At 54.0% G+C, this 17,327-nt stretch carries 12 protein-coding genes; 5 read left to right on the top strand and 7 right to left on the bottom strand.

Annotated features, from left to right (window positions below):
• Window positions 1-34 precede the first annotated feature (34 nt).
• On the top strand, window positions 35-2,812 hold the full coding sequence (locus tag I2123_RS13245; RefSeq protein WP_112167686.1) for a flavocytochrome c: 2,778 nt from the start codon (window positions 35-37) through the stop codon (window positions 2,810-2,812).
• A 130-nt stretch (window positions 2,813-2,942) separates the two neighbouring features.
• Here the strand turns inward: I2123_RS13245 and I2123_RS13240 are convergent, their stop codons facing one another.
• Complete coding sequence (locus I2123_RS13240) at window positions 2,943-4,091, bottom strand: NupC/NupG family nucleoside CNT transporter (RefSeq protein WP_274611809.1); 1,149 nt, start codon at window positions 4,089-4,091, stop codon at window positions 2,943-2,945.
• Window positions 4,092-4,633: 542 nt separating this feature from the next.
• On the opposite strand from I2123_RS13240, the gene I2123_RS13235 reads away from it, so the two are divergent.
• Window positions 4,634-6,964, top strand: a complete 2,331-nt coding sequence (locus I2123_RS13235) for a molybdopterin-dependent oxidoreductase (RefSeq protein WP_213050674.1) — start codon at window positions 4,634-4,636, stop codon at window positions 6,962-6,964.
• A 163-nt stretch (window positions 6,965-7,127) separates the two neighbouring features.
• On the opposite strand, the gene I2123_RS13230 is transcribed toward I2123_RS13235, so the two are convergent.
• Window positions 7,128-8,015 (bottom strand): LysR family transcriptional regulator, encoded by an 888-nt coding sequence (locus I2123_RS13230; protein ID WP_112167690.1) that lies wholly within the window; start codon window positions 8,013-8,015, stop codon window positions 7,128-7,130.
• 105 nt (window positions 8,016-8,120) lie between these two features.
• Here I2123_RS13230 and I2123_RS13225 point away from each other — a divergent pair, with 105 nt between their 5' ends.
• Window positions 8,121-8,765, top strand: coding sequence for an NADPH-dependent F420 reductase (locus tag I2123_RS13225; RefSeq protein WP_213050673.1), 645 nt, complete (start codon window positions 8,121-8,123; stop codon window positions 8,763-8,765).
• A gap of 238 nt (window positions 8,766-9,003) precedes the next feature.
• Here I2123_RS13225 and I2123_RS13220 read toward each other — a convergent pair whose 3' ends face one another.
• The 3 genes from I2123_RS13220 to ychF all read right to left on the bottom strand — a co-directional run bounded on the left by I2123_RS13220 (window position 9,004) and on the right by ychF (window position 11,502).
• Window positions 9,004-9,642, bottom strand: a complete 639-nt coding sequence (locus I2123_RS13220; RefSeq protein WP_112167692.1) for a nitroreductase family protein — start codon at window positions 9,640-9,642, stop codon at window positions 9,004-9,006.
• 236 nt (window positions 9,643-9,878) lie between these two features.
• Window positions 9,879-10,226 carry an HNH nuclease YajD gene (gene yajD / locus I2123_RS13215; protein WP_112167693.1) on the bottom strand — a complete coding sequence of 116 codons (348 nt, stop codon included), beginning with the start codon at window positions 10,224-10,226 and terminating at the stop codon, window positions 9,879-9,881.
• A 184-nt stretch (window positions 10,227-10,410) separates the two neighbouring features.
• On the bottom strand, window positions 10,411-11,502 hold the full coding sequence (gene ychF, locus I2123_RS13210; RefSeq protein WP_112167694.1) for a redox-regulated ATPase YchF: 1,092 nt from the start codon (window positions 11,500-11,502) through the stop codon (window positions 10,411-10,413).
• A 216-nt stretch (window positions 11,503-11,718) separates the two neighbouring features.
• On the opposite strand from ychF, the gene I2123_RS13205 reads away from it, so the two are divergent.
• On the top strand, window positions 11,719-13,200 hold the full coding sequence (locus I2123_RS13205) for a SulP family inorganic anion transporter (protein WP_213050672.1): 1,482 nt from the start codon (window positions 11,719-11,721) through the stop codon (window positions 13,198-13,200).
• A 207-nt stretch (window positions 13,201-13,407) separates the two neighbouring features.
• A complete protein-coding gene (locus I2123_RS13200; RefSeq protein ID WP_213050671.1) occupies window positions 13,408-14,055 on the top strand; it encodes a YopT-type cysteine protease domain-containing protein in 648 nt (215 codons plus the stop codon).
• Between the two features lie 57 nt (window positions 14,056-14,112).
• Here the strand turns inward: I2123_RS13200 and fbpC are convergent, their stop codons facing one another.
• Entirely contained in the window at window positions 14,113-15,189 is a 1,077-nt protein-coding gene (gene fbpC, locus I2123_RS13195; RefSeq protein ID WP_213052511.1) for a ferric ABC transporter ATP-binding protein, read from the bottom strand.
• 23 nt (window positions 15,190-15,212) lie between these two features.
• On the bottom strand, window positions 15,213-17,291 hold the full coding sequence (locus I2123_RS13190) for an ABC transporter permease (RefSeq protein WP_213050670.1): 2,079 nt from the start codon (window positions 17,289-17,291) through the stop codon (window positions 15,213-15,215).
• Window positions 17,292-17,327 lie beyond the last annotated feature (36 nt).

Here is a 17,327-nt window from a genome sequence, read left to right as displayed (position 1 = left end):
AAATCAAAGCGTTTACATTTTGGAGTCGATCACAATGAATAAGCTCACCCCGGTTCTTAATCCACTTACCTTGCCCAACGGCGCGGTGCTGAAAAACCGCCTGCTGATGGCACCGATGACCACCTGTACCGGCTTTTATGACGGCACGGTGACCAGTGAACTGGTGGAATATTACCGCGACCGCGCTGGCAGCATCGGCACAATCATCGTTGAGTGTTGCTTCATTGACCGCATGGGCCCGGCCTTTCCCGGTGCGATTGCTATCGACAGTGACAACAAAATCCCTGGCCTGAAAAAAATCGCCGATGCCATTAAATCCAAAGGCTCGAAAGCGGTTTTGCAGATCTATCACGGCGGCCGCATGGTCGAGCCGGAACTGATTGGCGGCAGAACGCCGGTGGCGCCAAGTGCGCTGGCGGCACCGCGTGAAGGCGCGACCACGCCGAAAGAGCTGAGCGGCGAAGAAGTCGAAGTGATGATCACCAAATTTGGTGACGCAGTGAACCGTGCGATTAAAGCCGGATTTGATGGCGTGGAAATTCACGGCGCAAACACTTACCTTATTCAGCAGTTCTACTCGCCAAACTCTAACCAGCGCACCGACAAATGGGGCGGCGACCGCGAGAAGCGCACAACTTTCCCGATGGAAGTTCTCGAGATCACCCACAAAATGGCGGATCGCTTTGCCGACGACCATTTCATTATCGGTTACCGTTTCTCGCCGGAAGAGCTGGAAGTTCCCGGCATTCGCTTTGATGACACCATGTACTTGCTGGAAAAACTCGCCGCACGCGGGCTGGACTACGTGCATTTCTCGGTCGGGCAGCTGCTGCGTCCTTCTATTGTCGATACGACTGACCCGACGCCGCTTATCACTAAATTCCGCGCGATGCGTTCTGAAACCCTGGCGAAAGTACCGGTGATCGGCGTGGGTGGCGTGGTCAATAAAGCCGATGCCGAGAAAGCGCTGGAGTACGGCTTTGATCTGGTGGCTGTGGGTAAAGCGTGCATCGCCTATCCGGACTGGGCCGATCGCATCATTAATAACGACCATCTGGAACTGTTCATCGACAGCAACAAACGCGAAGAACTGAATATTCCGGAGCCGCTGTGGCGCTTCTCACTGGTTGACGCCATGATCCGCGACACCAGCACCACTGGCCGTAAATACAAAGCCGGGGTGTATCAGGAGAAAGTCGAAGCCGAAGCGCTGAAACTGAAAATCAGCGTGACGCTCGATACCGACCGTATCACTGATATTTCTCTGGTGAAGGATGACACGCTCGACGTCGATTTCACCACCACCTTCGAACAGCTGCGTTCGCGCATTCTGGTCGCCAACAGCCCGCACGTTGATGCCATCACCGGCGCGACCACGCAGAGTGAGGCGCTGAAGAAAGCGGTGTCACGCGCGCTGACCACCTCGAGCAAAGAGCACGTCATCGAAGAAGGCGGTAATCCGCAGGCACCGCAAAATTACGATGTGGTGATCGTCGGCAGCGGCGGCGCAGGGCTGGCAGCGGCAATTCAGGCGCATGACGAAGGCGCTCACGTCGTCATCATCGAGAAAATGCCGACCATTGGCGGTAATACCATTAAAGCCTCGGTAGGGATGAACGCGGCCGAAACCCGTTTCCAGAAAATCAAAGGTATCGAAGACAGTAAAGAGCTGTTCTACGAAGAAACATTGAAAGGCGGCAAGTTCAAAAACAACCCGGAACTGCTGCGCGAGTTTGTTGAACTGGCCCCTGAGGCCATTGAATGGCTGGCGGCGAAAGAGATTGAGCTGAACGACATCACCATCACTGGCGGCATGAGCATCGACCGCACGCATCGCCCGGAAGACCGGTCTGCAGTGGGCGGCTTCCTGATCAGCGGCCTGGTGAAAAACGTCAACAAACGCGATATCGAAGTGCTGCTCGAAACTTCCGTCGCTGAGATTTTGTATGAGAATGGCGCAGTGACCGGCGTCAAAGTGGTCGATGAGTACAACGACAGCCGCATTCTGAATGCTAAAAGTGTCATCGTCGCTACCGGCGGTTTCAGTGCTAATCGCGAGATGGTGGTGAAATATCGCCCTGAGCTGGACGGTTTTGTCACGACCAACCACAAGGGCGCGACCGGCAGCGGTATCGCCATGCTGCAAAAAATCGGCGCGGATACCGTCGATATGGGCGAGATCCAAATCCACCCGACCGTTGAGCAGACGACCTCCTATCTGATTTCAGAGTCCATTCGCGGCGGCGGGGCAATTCTGGTGAGTCAGGCGGGCAAGCGTTTCTACAACGAGATGGAGACCCGCGACAAAGTCTCCGCAGAGATCATTGCGCTACCGGAGAAAAGCGCGTGGGTGATTTTCGATGAGCAGGTTCGTGCCAACAACAAAGCGGCGGATGAGTATATCGCCAAAGGATTTGTGCTCAGCGCCCCGACGCCGGAAGAGCTGGCGGTGAAGCTGAACATGAACCCGGTCGCGCTGACCGAGACGCTGGAGCGCTATAACCTGTTTGTGGTGGAGAAGAAAGACGAAGATTTCGGTCGTACGACGGCGCTGCGTCACCCGCTCAATAAGGGGCCATTCTTCGCCATCCGTATCGCGCCGGGCGTGCACCACACCATGGGTGGCGTGGTGATTAATACCGACACCGCCGTGCTGGATGCGCAGAAACAGCCGATCACCGGTGCATGGGCGGCAGGTGAAGTGGCGGGCGGCATCCACGGTGCTAACCGCATCGGCGGTAACGCCGTGGCCGATATCATCATCTTTGGTATTCTGGCAGGACGTAACGCGGCAGCACTGGCTAAACGCTGAGGTCTTAAGACTTTAGATTGAAATAAAAATCCACGCGCCGGCGTGGATTTTTTTTTGCTGCCGCACAAACAAAAACGTCCGCCACAGTGGGCGGACGTTTTCAGTCATTCAGAGCGCTAACGGCTGAGGATTAACGGTAAACCAGACCGACGATCGAAGCGGAAAGCAGGCTGACCAGCGTTGCGCCGACCAGCAGGCGGAACGCAGCACGGGCGACCATGTTGCCCTGAACTTCTTCGATACTTTTTACCGCACCGGCAATAATCCCGACGGTAGAAATGTTGGCAAAAGACACCAGGAAGACGGACAGGATTGCCACGGTGCGCGGCTCGAGGTGTGCGATCAGGTCTTTCATCTGCAACATCGCCACGAATTCGTTGGCGACGATTTTGGTGCCCATGATGCTGCCTGCGGTCAGGGAATCATGGCTCACGATGCCGGTTAACCAGGCGATCGGGTAGAACAGGTAGCCGATGATGTCCTGGAAGCTTTTACCAAAACCGCCCATGAAGATGGCATTGATCATCGCCAGCAGGGCGTTGAAGCCGACCAGCATCGCCGCCACGATCATCGCCATTTTGAAACCGGCCATGATGTACTCACCCAGCATTTCTACGAAGCTGTGTTTCGGTACATTGAGCTTAGGCATTTCATTATCCGCTTCGTCGGAATACGGGTTTACCACCTGCAATACGGCAAAGGTAGAAAGCATATTCAGAATAAGCGAGAGCATCACATAACGCGGTTCCAGCAGGGTCATGTAAGAACCCACAATTGACATGGAAACGGTGGAGATTGCGGTTGCGGATAATGTATACATGCGGCGTTCATTCAAGTGCGGAACAATATCTTTAATCGCGATAAAGTTTTCAGATTGCCCGACCAATAAAGAACTCACGGCATTAAAGGATTCCAGTCGCGGCATTCCGTTAATTTTAGATAAGAGATAACCGATCCCTTTAATCATTAATGGCAAAATACGCAGGTGCTGGAGAATACCAATCAGCGCAGAAATAAAGATGATTGGACATAATACGAATAAGAAGAAACTGAACTGGTTATCATTTACCAGACCACCAAACACGAAGTCGGTACCGACGCGTGCGTAGCTCATCAGATTGGTGAACACGCCGGAGAGGCCGGAGATCAGGTAGACGCCTGCCTGGCTGTAAAGCAGAACCCAGGCCAGTACGATTTCGATCACCAAAATTTGCACGACGTAGCGCAGTTTAACGCCGCGTTTGTTGTAGCTAATCAACCAGCCAATGCCGAATATCATTATAAGGCTAAGTAAAAAATGCAATATATTTGACGTCATGGAGGATCCAAATGATGTGAGTGGTGTTTTAAGCGCGAACTATAACAGCAACCTCACAAAACTCATCTGCTTTTTTCATTGCGTTGCGCACAGGTAATCGATTGCGTTCAAAAAAGAAACAATCAGAGTCGGCTATTTTAAATAACGCACCGAAGTGGTGAGAATTTTATTAGTTCGCACTGATTTGGTGAACGGAATTATATTATGCAGTGCATTTCTGAATGCATTACTGTGTCCGGTATCACCTGCAACCTTCGCAAAACCCTCGCGGAAAATATGTTTACACAAGGACATTTTGTTAACGCTGAGATCCGCATCCAAGCGGTTTTGGATATTCAACAGGCGCCATGTTGCCTCATGCGTATAATTGATAACTGTATGATAAAAATAGAAATAACACCGATGGCATAGCGGCAGGGGATCCGGCTGTGCTAGGGTGATTTTTTGTCTTATATTGACCTGCTCATAAATCAAAACCTGCCAATAATGAAAATCTGTCAAAAATGAAAAAAAATCACGATTTAGCCGTTATGCATTGGGGAACGTACCGCGTCACCACCGAAGACGGCGCGTTAACCGCCGTGGCGCCAGTGGAATGGGATCGCAATCCGTCTGAAATCGGCCAGTCACTGGTCGGTGCCGTGGATGGCAGCAGCCGCGTTCGCCGTCCCGCTGTGCGGTTGGGATATTTACAGCACGGCAGCGCGTCGCGCGAAGGTCGCGGCAAAGAGCCTTTTGTAGAAGTGAGCTGGGACACCGCCTTGTCGCTGGTCGCCGGGGAGCTGAAGCGGGTGAAAGACACCCACGGCAACGCCGCGTTTTATGCCGGTTCCTACGGCTGGTCGAGTGCCGGACGTTTTCACCACGCGCAGAGCCAGCTGCACCGTTTCTTTAATCAGTTCGGCGGCTACAGCGGCAGCACCAACACTTACAGTCTGGCCGCCGCTGAGCGGTTACTACCGCACATTATCGGCGACCTCGATGTTCTGCAAAAGCAACACACCCACTGGTCAGTACTGGCGGAGAAGTGCGAGCTGTTTGTTGCCTTTGGCGGGCTGCCGCTGCGCAATGCGCAGGTCAACGGCGGCGGCGCGAACGATCATTCCCTGAAGTACTGGCTGCAAAAAATGGAGCAGACCGGCACTCGCTTCATCAACGTCAGCCCGGTGAAGAACGATCTTTCGGGAGTACAATCCGCCGAATGGTTATCCCTCAAGCCGGGCAGCGATACCGCGTTGTTGCTGGCGTTGAGCTATGTGCTGATTGACGAGTCGCGCTATGACGCAGATTTCGTGGCCAGCCACACCGAAGGGTTTGAAACGTTCCGTGATTATCTGACCGGGCAGAACGACGGCAGGCCAAAAACGCCTGAGTGGGCCGAACCGCTGACCGGCGTAGGCGCGGAGGAGATCCGGGGGCTTGCCCGTGAGATGTCGCAAAAACGCACCATGATCAACATTGCCTGGTCATTGCAGCGCGCAAGGCAGGGTGAACAGACGTTCTGGGCGACGGTGGCGCTGGCGGCTTTGCTGGGGCAAATCGGCACTGCCGGTGGCGGGCTGGGGTTCGCCTACGCCTCGACCAATCTGGCGGGATCGGACCGCCGTACCTTCTCCGGCCCGCGTTTGCCGATGGGGCAAAATGCGGTGAAACAACCGATCCCCGTCGCGCGGCTGGCTGACATGTTGCTTAATCCGGGCGCGCCTTATCAGTTCGACGGCAGTCACTGTCATTATCCCGATATCCGGCTGGTCTACTGGGCGGGCGGCAATGCGTTTCACCATCATCAGGATTTAAACCGGCTGACGCAGGCATGGCGTAAACCCGACACCGTGGTAGTTCACGAACAATACTGGACCGCGCAGGCTAAATTCGCCGACATCGTGCTGCCGGTGACAACGTCACTTGAGCGCGATGACATTGGCAGTTCCAGCAATGACGGTTTTATGATTGCGATGCGTCAGCATATTACGCCGGTGGATGAGGCGCAGAGCGACTTTGCGATTTTCTGCGGGCTGGCGCAGAAGCTGGGTTTTGGCGAGACGTTCAGTGAAGGGCGCGATCCGATGGCCTGGCTGCGCCATATCTATGAGATTTCTACTCCGCGGGCGCAGGCCGACGGCATCGAACTGCCTGATTTTGATGATTTCTGGCAGCAGGGCAAGCTGGAATATGCGCGACCGGATGCGCCGCAAATCTTCCTTAAAGCGTTCCGTGATGACCCGGTGGGTTCGCCTCTGACCACGCCGTCCGGCAAAATTGAGCTGTTTTCGCAGACCGTGGCCGACTTTGATTATGAAGAATGTCCGGGACATCCTTTCTGGTACGAACCTGAGGCCAAGGTACAGCAGGAGATCAGCTCGCGCTGGCCGTTGCATCTGCTTTCCAGCCAGCCCCGTACGCGGCTGCACAGTCAGTACGATCAGGGTACGGTCAGCCGTCGCACAAAGATACAAGGCCGCGAACCGCTGTGGCTGCATCCGCAGGACGCCGCGCCGCGCGGGATCTCCGAAGGCAGCATCGTGAGGGTGTTTAACGATCGCGGGGCGATTCTTGCAGGTGTGCATCTGAGTGAAGACCTGCGTCCGGGGGTGGTGCAGATGTCGACGGGTGCATGGTATGACCCGCAGGATCCGGCACTGCCGGATTCTCTGGATAAACACGGTAACCCGAACGTACTGACTGAAGATCGCGGCAGCTCGCGGCTGGGTCAGGGGTGCAGCGCGCAAAGTTGCTGGATAGACATTGAACGCTGGGATGCGCCACTTCCCGACGTCACCGCTTTCCAGCCACCGGCGTTTGTGAATGCCGGTGAGGGTCCGCAGAACAATTAGAAGACCTGCCTCCTCTGGCATTTCTTTGCACGATGCCAGAGGAGTTTGCTCATACAGCAGGTCAGCCCTTCAGTTCCCACGCCTTCACCGCAGTCTTCATTTCCAGCCCCTTAATGATGGCGCGTGAATCCAAGGCACCGGGCACAGTCTGCGTCTCCTGAGGTTAGCCAAAAGTCTCAGTCACGGCTTTGATAAAGCTGCGAATTTTCACTGTCTGCCGTAAACCCGCCGCCGTGAGCACGTGCATCGGTCGCGAAGGACACGTGTAATCGGGCAGTATTTGCACCAAACGCCCGGCGTTGATTTCTTCCCGCAATACGTCTTCCGGCCCCTGCGTCACGCCATAACCTCTGATGGCTGCGTGCAACAGCGCCCGCCAGTCATTCGCCCGAAAACGGCCTTCAGGGCGCACTTCCTGCGTTTTTCCCTCTTTAGTGAACAGCCAGCGGCAGGGCGACTGTGGTGACCAGATCCCATAAACCAGACAGGAATGCTGCGCCAGACAGGCGGGTGTAACCGGCGTGCCATTCTGCGCAAGATACTCCGGCGAGGCGCAGGCAATCAGCCGGTATGGCCGAAGCGGATATGCAATCAGCGGGCCGTCGTGCAGTTCACCGATGCGAAGGATCACTTCATAGCCTTCCTCGACAGGATCGACCATGCGATCGCTCAGCGTCAGCTCCACCTGCGTGCCGGGATAGTTATCCAAATATTGTGTAATGAACGGCGCCAGCATGGATGCACCAAAGGTCACCGGCGCATTGACGCGAATAATGCCTGATGGCGTGGCTTTCATCTCCAGCGCGATGGCATCAGCCGCCTCAGCCTCGGCAAGCACGATTTTACAGCGTTCATAGTAGCTGCTGCCGATGTCCGTCAGATGCTGGCGGCGGGTCGTGCGGTTCAGCAGCGCTGTGCCCAGCCGCGATTCCAGCCGGGCGATATGTTTCGCGACCATCTGCGGGGATATGCGTAACGCCTCTGCCGCCGCCGCGAAGGATCCCAGTTCGGCGGCTCTGACGAAAACGTTCATGCTGGTGAGACGATCCACGATTCGCTCCTTTTTGTTGTTTGTCTGTGCTGATGGCGAGTATTTATCAACGCAGGGTGTCGAATTATTCTTAACCTTCTGACAGACAATTGAAAGGTGAGAATCATGAAAATAGGCATCATCGGTGCTGGATTTGTAGGACGAGCGGTGGCGAAACAGGCGATCAAGGCCGGACATCAGGTCATGTTGAGTAATTCCCGCGGGCCGCAGACGCTGTTCAGCCTGAAGCCAATGATTGGCTGTGAGACCGGCACCGCCACGGAGGCTGCCATCTTTGGCGAAATTGTGATTATCGCCGTCCCTCTGACCGCCATCGGGCAACTGCCTGTTGCGGAACTTGCCGGAAAAGCAGTCATCGACGCCGTCAATTATTATCCTGAACGCGACGGGCAGGTGGCGGAACTCGATCAGCAGACGACGACCACCAGCGAATATCTGGCCGGTTTTCTGCCGCAGTCGAAAATCACCAAAGCCTTCAATGCTATTCAGATGACCGATCTCGAAACCGACGGCCTGCCCGCCGGAGACCCCGAACGCCGTGCATTGCCGTTGGCCGGTGACGATAAGGCAACCAAACAGATCATCATCAGTCTTTACGATGCGTTTGGTTTTGACGCGGTGGATGCAGGCGCACTGTCAGAAGGCTGGCGCTTCCAGCGCGCAATGCCGAGTTATTGCGTGCAGATGACGAAGGCGGAGCTGGAGGGGGGTCTGGCGCAGGCGCGTCGGCCTGCACCCGTGGCAAATTAGCTGGCCACATTTCCTGTTGCTTAATAATGGCTAAGTAATCAATAAAATCTTTGATGGCAAAGGGCGGTTCAGCTGTAATGTTTTTGAAAGTCATGCCAAATAACAGGATGAAACGGTGAGCAATCAGACAGCTGAACCCCTTCATAATGTATTAATCGTATTTGTTATTTTTTCAGATCGACTTAAATAAAAAATCCACGCTCTCACGTGGATTTTTTATTCCTGCCTGAAATCCGGTTTATTTAATTTCAGTCACAAAGTTTTCGCGGCTGCGACGTACTTTCTTCAGGTTTACCAGCCAGTCACCTTCGGTGGCGCGATAACCCAGCGGGAGCATCACCACGCTGCGTAAGTTCTTCGATTTCAAATCGAGGATTTCATCCACCGCCGCCGGATCAAAACCTTCCATGGGTGTGGCATCCACTTCTTCGAACGCTGCTGCAATCAGCGCGGCGCCAAGGCCGATATACGCCTGACGGGCAGCGGCCTGATAATTTGCTTCGGTTCCGCGATCGGCGACGATACCCAACAGCATCTGACGATAGTTTTCCCAGCCTTCGTTTTTAAAACCACGCACGTCGTTGGTCAGATCAAACATCATATTGACGCGGTCAGCGGTGATGTCGTCCCATGCAGCAAAGACCAGCAGGTGTGAACAGTCGGTCACCTGCGCCTGATCCCAGGACACTGTTCTGATTTTTGCGCGGACGTCAGGATTGGTTACTACAAAGAGTTCGAACGGCTGGAGCCCGCTCGACGTCGGTGCGAGACGCACGGCTTCTACGATACGTTCGAGTTTTTCAGCTGACACGGTTTTCGTTGCATCGAATTTTTTGGTCGCGTAACGCCATGCCAGTCTTTCGTTTAAGGTCGTCATCTTGTTTTCCTGAAGGAGTAAGTGTGAAGCGGTGCGCTTGCCTTTTGGGGATCATTTTTATCAATAGCGGGGGATGATCGCATGATCTTTGGGGGGAGGTTTTGTGAATTTGAGCCCTGCACTGTGCGCGTCCCGGCTCCCCCATGGCAGCCGCAGCCTAAAGAATTTCCCTATAATGAAACGCTTTTGGTGGTCTGAAATGCAACATCACCGACGTTGCATTTCTCTTTCTTCACTTATTTCTTCTTATTGAGCATCGATTTTAAATCGGCAAACGGATTATAGGTTGCTGCATCAACATCGTTTTGCGCGTCTTCTCCGGCCACAACCGTTGAGCCGTAAAGATCGGCTTCGGTGTACTTCGAGTGCTCATGGTCATGACAATACAGACACAATAACTCCCAGTTACTGCCATCTTCCGGATTATTGGTATGGTCGTGATCGATATGGTGAACCGTTAATTCGCGCAGATTGGAATAAACAAATTCCCGCGTGCAGCGTCCGCATACCCATGGATAGATTTTGAGCGCTTTTTCACGATAGCCGCTTTCCAGACGCGTATAGTTTTTTGGGATCAATGCCATGACGATGTTACCTGTAACAAAGTGATAATTTTACGAAAGTGAACCAATATATCCCGTAATGGGGCCGAAGGAGAAATGAAAGAGGGGGCAGAGAGGGACTTTTTATGGCGCGGTAAAAAGAAAAATCCACGCCGTGGCGTGGATTTTTAATCAACATTCAGGTCTGTGTGAAGCGAATCTTAACTCAGACGTTGAACAGGAAGTTCATCACGTCGCCATCTTTCACAACGTACTCTTTGCCTTCTGAACGCATTTTGCCAGCTTCTTTCGCGCCTTGCTCACCTTTGTAGGTGATGAAGTCTTCGAACGCGATGGTTTGTGCGCGGATGAAGCCTTTTTCGAAGTCGGTGTGGATTTTACCCGCTGCCTGTGGCGCGGTGGCGCCGACAGGGATGGTCCATGCGCGGACTTCTTTCACGCCAGCGGTGAAGTAAGTTTGCAGGTTCAGCAGCTCATAACCGGCGCGGATCACGCGGTTCAGGCCCGGCTCTTCTAAGCCCAGTTCCTGCATGAATTCTTCGCGGTCAGCGTCATCGAGTTCGGCGATGTCAGATTCCACGGCGGCACAGACGGCAACGACGACGGAACCTTCGGCTTCGGCGATTTTACGCACGATGTCGAGGTACGGGTTGTTCTCGAAACCGTCTTCGTTGACGTTGGCGATGTACATGGTGGGTTTCAGCGTCAGGAAGCTCAGGTAGCGGATGGCCGCTTTGTCTTCTTCGGTCAGATCCAGCGCGCGCAGCATGCCTGCTTCGGAAAGCTGTGGCAGACATTTTTCCAGCGCAGCCAGTTCGGCTTTCGCATCTTTGTCGCCGCCTTTGGCTTTCTTCTGTACGCGATGGATCGCGCGTTCGCAGGTGTCGAGGTCGGACAGCGCCAGTTCGGTGTTGATAACGTCGATGTCATCAGCCGGATCCACTTTGTTGTTTACGTGAATGATGTTGTCGTTCTCGAAACAGCGCACAACGTGGCCGATGGCTTCGGTTTCGCGGATGTTGGTCAGGAACTGATTGCCCAGGCCTTCACCTTTGGATGCGCCTTTTACCAGACCGGCGATATCCACGAATTCCATGGTAGTTGGCAGGATACGCTGTGGTTTTACAATCTCGGCCAGCTGGTCGAGACGCGGATCGGGCATTGGCACGACGCCGGTGTTAGGTTCGATGGTGCAGAACGGGAAGTTTGCTGCTTCGATACCCGCTTTGGTCAGCGCATTGAACAGAGTGGATTTACCGACGTTCGGCAGGCCGACGATACCGCATTTGAATCCCATGTTTTTCTCACCTTAATATCTTAGTTATCAGGTAATTAAAGTTAATTGCCTGATGTAATGACCATATTACGCCGCATTATACACGGAATAGTGATTTTTCTCGAACCGCTTGTGATGTGGTGGGCAAAACGTCATGGATTAAACCTTGCCTCGCTTTGCTCATTTTTAGATACTTGTCACAATTTTTTAACTGACTGGAAATGAACCGGATGTTTTATGTTTAGCCCGCGTGGTCTGAAGTTGTCGGAAGTGAAGAATGAAACGCTGGCGGGATTTGTGGTGGCGGTGTCGATGATCCCGGAAGCGGTCGGGTTCTCGCTGGTGGCCGGACTGTCGCCGATTGTCGGTCTGCACACGGCGTTTATTATCGGGCTGGTGACGGCGCTGTTTGGCGGGAAACCGGGAATGGTGTCCGGCGCGGCGGGGTCTATTGTTGTGGTTCTGATGAGCCTGGCGGCGCAGCACGGCATGGGATACGTGCTGTGGGCGACGATTTTCGCCGGTGTGATTCAGATTTTGATCGGCGTGTTCCGGCTCGGGAAGTTTATCCGGCTGGTGCCGCTGCCTGCAGTTCACGGGTTTGTCAACGGGCTGGCGATTGTGATTATGCTGGCGCAGCTGCATATGATCGCCGGGCAGGGTCCGCTGATGTATGGGCTGGTGCTGCTGGCAATTGCCGTCGTCGTGCTGTTCCCGAAACTGACCAAAATCATTCCCGCGTCTCTGGCGGCGCTGATTGTGGTGTCGGCGGTGGCGATTGGTTTTAACCTGCATACGCTGCGGGTCGGCGATCTGGCGGATATCTCCGGTGCATTGCCGCACTTCAGTTTGCCGGTAGTGCCGTTTAGTCTGGAAATGCTGAAAGTTGTGCTGCCGTATGCGGTGGTGATCGCGCTGGTCGGCCTGATTGAATCGCTGCTGACCATGACGGTGCTCGATGAAATGGGCGGCCATAAAGGCAACGGTAACCGTGAAAGCATCGCGCAGGGCGCGGGCAATACGATTTGCGGGCTGTTCGGCTGCTTCGCCGGTTGCGCGATGATTGGTCAGTCGATCATCAATTTCACCTCTGGCGGGCGCGGGCGTATTTCCGGCATCGTCGGCGCGATTTTACTGATCCTGTTCGTGGTAAGTCTGTCCGGTTACATCGGTTTGCTGCCGGTGGCGGCACTGGCGGGGATCATGCTGGTGGTTTGCTACAACACCTTCGAATGGAGCTCGCTGCGTCGTTTTCGTCGTATGCCGAAAGCCGATGCGCTGGTGATGGTGATTGTCACGGTGATCACTATATTCACCGATCTGGCGGTCGCGGTGATAAGCGGCGTAATTATCTCGGCGCTGGTTTTTGCCTGGCAGCAGGCGCGTATCCGCATTCGTGAGCACAAAACCAAAGGCGATCTGACGGTCTATAAGCTGGAAGGGCCGCTATTCTTTGGTTCGGCGGCGTCGTTCTCGGAACTTTTTGAGCCGAAAAACGATCCGCAAAACGTGGTGCTGGATTTTGCCGGTACGAGGGTGATGGATTCGAGCGGCGTGGAGGCGATTGATAAGCTGACGGCGCGGTATATCGAGGCCGGGAAAACCATCCGACTGCGGCATCTGAGCAACGACTGCGTGAGCCTGCTGAAAAAAGCCGGACCGTTCTGTTCGCATGAACTGGATGACCCTGAGTATTACGTCGCAGAAGATACTCTCTGACATGCAAAAGGTGCCGCCTACAGTCGCACCTTATTTATCAATTTAACATTCATTATTAAGTGATTGCTTGTATCTTATTTTAACCACGATATGTATTTTACCTGTCTTGTTACTTTCAATAAATTTATTTATTCACTAGGGTTAATTATGTATGGACATTTATTTATATAATTAATATGTTTAAATTTTCTAATGGTATTGAATATAATGATTAAACTGGTTGTTGATATAGAAATAGAGTACATGCTTTTTACTATGAAACATTCCTCTTCCGGATACTGTGTAGGCTTTTGCTTAAAATGGTTGGGGGATATTTTAAATAAAAATAAACCTGGCTATCCAAAGGGTGTTTTTTTTGTCGATGTAAACGATAAAGCTGAACTTATCAAGCTGATGGAACGCGCCAGAAAAAAACATGACTCTTATGAAACCAATCGTCAGATCTATGGAAGTAGGGTTGGCAACCCAGCCGCACAAGTTGAGTTTTTTTCAAAATATAATGACTATAAACAGAGGGATCTGGAGAAAAAAAGTGGGCAGGCAGGACTGTTTTATAAGTATTCTGACGTTATAAATGGGGATATTACCGGCCTAAGCCGCTATCCGATCGCATCTTTGCCTAAACAAGGTGTCATGCTAACCTTTGCTTTTAACCATGAAGGAGTTCAGGCATCTCATGCTGTCGCCGCAGTCAGAGTGAGTGAGGAGATATGTTATTTCTTCGATCCAAACAATGGCGTGTATGAAATCATCGACAGAAATCCAGAATTTGAAATAGGTTCTTTAATTTCCCGAGTTTATGGGTCTCACCGAATCCAACAACAAGTCGTTGTCAGTCAGTCACGTGTATGGTGATTCAATAAAAAGCTGCCGCATAAAAACGGCACCTTTTTTCATTGCGTCAATCAGTCATTACACCAGAACAAACATCCCGTATGGGTGGATTTGCAGGAAGAAATTATCGCCTGCGGTTGGTTGCAGTTGCGTGGCGTTGACCTGCAACAGCAGCGATTGTCCGTGCCAGTCCACCGTCACTTCATACTGCGGCCCCATATAGGCGACATGGGTGATCACACAGCGCTGGCTGTCTTCACCCTGTAGCCCGAGAGTGATCGCTTCCGGGCGTACGCCGACCGTACATTGCTGCATTCCCGGCGCGAACGCCGCGGGTTTCGGGATGTGGTAGCCGAAAATTTCCACCGTGTCGCGGTGCAAATCCGCCGGGAAGACGTTGGCGTCGCCCATAAAACTCGCCATAAAGCGCGAGGCAGGCTGGCGGTACAGCTCCTGCGGTGCGCCAATCTGCATGATTTTGCCCTTGTTCATCACCAGCACCGTGTCGGAGACCGCAAAGGCTTCGCTCTGATCGTGCGTGACATACAAAGAAGTAATGTTGAACTGCTGTTGCAGCTCGCGGATTTTTTCGCGCATGCTGCGGCGCAGGTTGGCATCGAGGTTACTCAGCGGTTCGTCGAACAGCAACACTTTCGGTTTGAGGATCAGCGCACGGGCTAGCGCCACGCGCTGCTGCTGCCCGCCGGAAATCTGATCGACGTAGCGGTCTTCAAACCCGTCCAGATCGACCAGCGACAAGGCTTCACGCACGCGGTCGCGGATCTCGGCTTTCGGGCGTCCGAGCATTTTCAGGCCGTAACCGATGTTTTCCCCAAGCGACATATGCGGGAACAGGGCGTAGGACTGAAACACCATGCAGATATCACGCTGCTGAATGGAACGGTCGGTGACATCTTCGCCGTCGATGAAAATGCGGCCTTCTGACGGTTTTTCCAACCCGGCGACCATGCGTAAAACCGTGGTTTTACCGCAGCCGGACGGGCCAAGCAGGGTGACCATTTTACCTTTTGGGATCGCCAGATTCAGGCCTTCCAGTACGGTATTGGTGCCGAAACGTTTGGCGACGTTTTTCAGTTCAACAAAACTTTGCGTGGTTTGTGCCGGTGCCGGTTTAACCGGGTGTTCAGTGGTCATGGTCATGTCAAAGCTCTCCAGAATTATTGGCCGGTTTTGGCTTTTGAGCGGGAAATACGCGCTTCGCCAACCAGATAGTCAAAGATGAAAATGATCGCCAGCATGACGACGATGAGGATCGAACCGTAAGCAATCGCCACGCCGTATTCGCCGTCTTCCACGCGGTTGAGGATGTAGGCAGTGGCGACGCGGGTATCCGGCGTGACCAGAAATACGATGGCGCTGACGGTAGTGATAGCGCGCACGAAGCTGTAAATCAGCGCCGAGAGAATGGCCGGTCGCAGCAGCGGCAGCAGGATGTACATCACCGTGCGCATCGATCCGGCACGCAGGCTGAGCGAGGCTTCATCCAGCGATTTATCCAGCTGCCCGAGCCCGGCGATACCGGCGCGGATGCCCACCGGCACGTTACGCATCACCATCGAAATAATGACAATCGCCGCGGTGCCGGTCAGGTAAACCGGCGCACTGTTAAAGGCCAGAATGTAGGAGATCCCGGCGACCGTGCCCGGCACCGCGAAGCACAGCATGGTACTGAACTCGATGGTTTTTTTGCCACGGAACTGCTGGCGTACCACGATGTAGGCAATCAGCAGGCCAAACAACGCGGTGATCGGCGCGGCGATTCCCGCATACAGCAGGGTGTCGAGCAGCGACGGCCATGCGCCATCTGAGAAGCCCTGACCAAACAATTTGGTGAAGTTGGCGAAGGTCAGCGTGTAATCCACGCCCCAGTTGACGGTGAAGCTGCCGTAGAAAATGCTGCCGTAAAGCAGGGCGTTGAATGCCACCCACACCGCCAGCAGTGCGGTGACGCCCCACACCAGCGTCACCGGCAGCGGCTGAACGTCGCCGCGTGACGTTTTACCGGAAATGGTGACGTAGGAACGTTTGCCGATCCACATGTACTGCACGCAGAACACCAGCAAGGAAAACACCAGCAGGATCACGCCGAGCGTACTGGCAGCCTGATAATCCAGCTGCGCGCCGGTGATGTAGAAATAAATCTGCGTGGCGAGCACGTCGAAGTTGCCACCGAGCACCAGCGGGTTACTGAAATCCGCCAGCGACTGGACAATGACGATGAGAAAAGCGTTGGCCAGTGCCGGTTTGAGCAGCGGCAAAAACACGCGGTGGAAGGTCTGCCAGCGGCTGGCGCGCAGGGTGTACGACGCTTCTTCCAGCGACGGATGAATGGTTTTGATTGCGCCGTCGAGGATCATAAACGCCATCGGCGTGAACGCCAGAACCTGCGCCAGCCAGATGCCGGTAAATCCATACAGCCAGTTAGTGTTGGTCAGCCCGAACCAGTCCGCCATGAACTCGGTGAGATAACCGGAGCGGCCCATCATCAGCGTCACGCCGAGGCCAACGATAAACGGCGGGGTGACGATCGGCAGAATCGAGAAGATACGGCCAATCACCGCTGACCGTTTGGCGATGCGCGTGGTGTAAATAGCCAGCACCAGCCCGAAGAAAGTACAGCCGATACCGACGGCCACCGAGAGCAGGAACGAGTTCCAAATCACCTGCAAAATATGCGACTGGCCAAGCACTGCCATAAATGCCAGCGGCGCGAAATCACCGGTGTCGTTGGTGAACATCGGAATGAAAATCGCAATGCTCGGATAAATGATGAAGACGGCGATCAGCGCGATAATGCAGATGAGCGAGCCGAGTACGAAGCGGTCGCCGCCCAGCCATTCAAGTCGTGAAAGCGCCAGCGAGCAAATCGCGCCCAGCGCAATAAACATCAAAATGCTGCCGTAGCCCAGCCCGCGCCCAATCAAGGTGGCGCTGACAATCATAAACAGCGCGCAGAACACCGACCAGGCGGCATCAAACTGATGACGGCGACGGGCTTCCAGCCGCTGTGCGTAACGCGGGCGGAACAGCAGAGCCATCGGCAAGATCAGCCACATCAGGCTGAGGTTCAGCCCGGACCAGCCGTAGGCGGCAAGGATTTCATCCGACGTGGATTCGAGCAGACCGTAGTCCAGGCTCCACGACGGCAGCAGCACAAAGGCCGCCAGAATCAGCCCCAGCCAGCCGAAAACCGGGTCGCGGCGTCGGGTGTCAGGCAGCGTTAAAGAATGAGACATAACGTCCCCTTATTAAGAGAGAAAAGGTGTTGGCGA

Source organism: Rahnella inusitata, from assembly GCF_018288855.1.
In the GTDB taxonomy this organism is placed as follows: Bacteria; Pseudomonadota; Gammaproteobacteria; order Enterobacterales; family Enterobacteriaceae; genus Rahnella; species Rahnella inusitata.
The sequence above is the reverse complement of the archived record's forward strand: the minus strand, read 5'-3'. Positions and strand labels throughout refer to the sequence as shown.

What these genes read in the sequence shown, in the direction of transcription:
- I2123_RS13245 (WP_112167686.1), top strand. Translation starts at nt 35, where the DNA reads ATGAATAAGCTCACCCCGGTTCTTAATCCACTTACCTTGCCCAACGGC.
- I2123_RS13225 (WP_213050673.1), top strand. Translation starts at nt 8,121, where the DNA reads ATGAAAATAGGCATCATCGGTGCTGGATTTGTAGGACGAGCGGTGGCG.
- ychF (WP_112167694.1), bottom strand. Translation starts at nt 11,502, where the DNA reads ATGGGATTCAAATGCGGTATCGTCGGCCTGCCGAACGTCGGTAAATCC.
- I2123_RS13220 (WP_112167692.1), bottom strand. Translation starts at nt 9,642, where the DNA reads ATGACGACCTTAAACGAAAGACTGGCATGGCGTTACGCGACCAAAAAA.
- I2123_RS13235 (WP_213050674.1), top strand. Translation starts at nt 4,634, where the DNA reads ATGAAAAAAAATCACGATTTAGCCGTTATGCATTGGGGAACGTACCGC.
- I2123_RS13205 (WP_213050672.1), top strand. Translation starts at nt 11,719, where the DNA reads ATGTTTAGCCCGCGTGGTCTGAAGTTGTCGGAAGTGAAGAATGAAACG.
- I2123_RS13190 (WP_213050670.1), bottom strand. Translation starts at nt 17,291, where the DNA reads ATGTCTCATTCTTTAACGCTGCCTGACACCCGACGCCGCGACCCGGTT.
- I2123_RS13200 (WP_213050671.1), top strand. Translation starts at nt 13,408, where the DNA reads ATGATTAAACTGGTTGTTGATATAGAAATAGAGTACATGCTTTTTACT.
- fbpC (WP_213052511.1), bottom strand. Translation starts at nt 15,189, where the DNA reads ATGACCACTGAACACCCGGTTAAACCGGCACCGGCACAAACCACGCAA.
- I2123_RS13240 (WP_274611809.1), bottom strand. Translation starts at nt 4,091, where the DNA reads ATGATATTCGGCATTGGCTGGTTGATTAGCTACAACAAACGCGGCGTT.
- yajD (WP_112167693.1), bottom strand. Translation starts at nt 10,226, where the DNA reads ATGGCATTGATCCCAAAAAACTATACGCGTCTGGAAAGCGGCTATCGT.